The sequence below is a fragment of the Nocardia sp. NPDC050713 genome (genome assembly GCF_040654315.1).
In the GTDB taxonomy this organism is placed as follows: Bacteria; Actinomycetota; Actinomycetes; order Mycobacteriales; family Mycobacteriaceae; genus Nocardia.
The window spans coordinates 1-1,384 of record NZ_JBFAHS010000043.1 but is presented as its reverse complement, the minus strand read 5'-3'; the positions used below and the strand labels follow the sequence as shown (position 1 = coordinate 1,384).

The following is a 1,384-nucleotide window of genomic DNA, read 5'->3' as shown; positions in this document are numbered from 1 at the left end:
GGGACTGTCGGAACAACGGCGGATCTTGATCTCGGTCCGATCGGCCGAACCTGATGGTTCGGCAGGAAGGACCGACGAATGTCGGAGACACTGGCCGCCGTGACCGAGGATGCGGTGGACACCAGGAAATTGGCCGAGCAACTGCTGGCCCAAGCCAAGGCGCAAGGTATCGATCTGGTCGGGCCGGGCGGGTTGCTCAACCAGCTGACCAAGACCGTGCTCGAAACCGCGCTGGAAGCTGAGATGACCGAGCATGTCGGCTATGAGAAGCACGACTCTGCCGGACGCGGAACAGGCAACTCCCGCAACGGAACTCGCTCCAAGACAGTGATCACCGAGATCGGCCCGGTCGGCATCGACGTGCCGCGGGACACGAACTCCTCGTTCGATCCCAAGATCGTCAAGAAGCGGCAGCGGCGACTGTCCGGGGTCGATGAGATCGTGTTGTCGCTGACCGCGAAAGGCCTGACCACGGGAGAGATTTCGGCGCATTTCGCCGAGATCTATGGGTCCTCGGTGTCGAAGGACACGATCTCGACGATCACCGAGAAGGTGGTCACGGAGATGACCGATTGGTGCAACCGGCCTCTCGATCGCGTCTATCCGGTCGTGTTCATCGATGCCATCCATGTGAAGATCCGGGACGGCCAAGTGGCCAATCGCCCGATCTACGTGGTCATCGGCGTCACCACCGCCGGGGAACGCGACATCCTCGGGTTGTGGGCCGGCGATGGCGGCGAAGGTGCCAAGTTCTGGCTCCAGGTGCTGACCGAGATCAAGAACCGTGGCGTCGCCGATGTGTGCATCGCCGTCTGCGATGGCCTTAAGGGGTTGCCGGAGGCGATCAACACCGTCTGGGAATACACGGTCGTACAAACGTGCGTGATTCATTTGCTGCGCAACAGTTTCCGTTATGCGGGCCGTCAGCATTGGGCCGAGATGAGCAAGGATCTCAAACCGGTCTACACGGCTGCGACCGAGGCCGCGGCACGCGAACGGTTCGGCGAGTTCGCCGCGAAATGGGGCGGCCGGTATCCGGCGATCGTCAAGCTCTGGAACAACGCCTGGCCCGAGTTCGTCCCGTTCCTGGACTACGACGTGGAGATCAGGCGAATCATCTGCTCCACCAATGCCATCGAGTCGTTGAATGCTCGTTATCGTCGCGCGATCCGCGCTCGCGGGCACTTCCCCAGCGAGCAATCGGCGTTGAAGTGCCTGTATCTGGTGACCCGATCTCTGGACCCGACCGGCCAGGGGCGGGCACGATGGGCGATGCGGTGGAAACCGGCCCTCAACGCTTTCGCCATCACCTTCGAAGGCCGGATCCACCCGACCGGGAACTAACCCACACCGAGGTCGGATCCGCCGTTAAACCGACAGTCCC

At 62.2% G+C, this 1,384-nt stretch carries 1 protein-coding gene; it reads left to right on the top strand.

Annotated elements, in window-relative coordinates; all coding sequences use genetic code 11:
• The first annotated feature begins 78 nt into the window (after window positions 1-78).
• Window positions 79-1,344 carry an IS256 family transposase gene (locus tag AB0H49_RS34390; protein ID WP_357257307.1) on the top strand — a complete coding sequence of 422 codons (1,266 nt, stop codon included), beginning with the start codon at window positions 79-81 and terminating at the stop codon, window positions 1,342-1,344.
• Window positions 1,345-1,384: the final 40 nt, after the last annotated feature.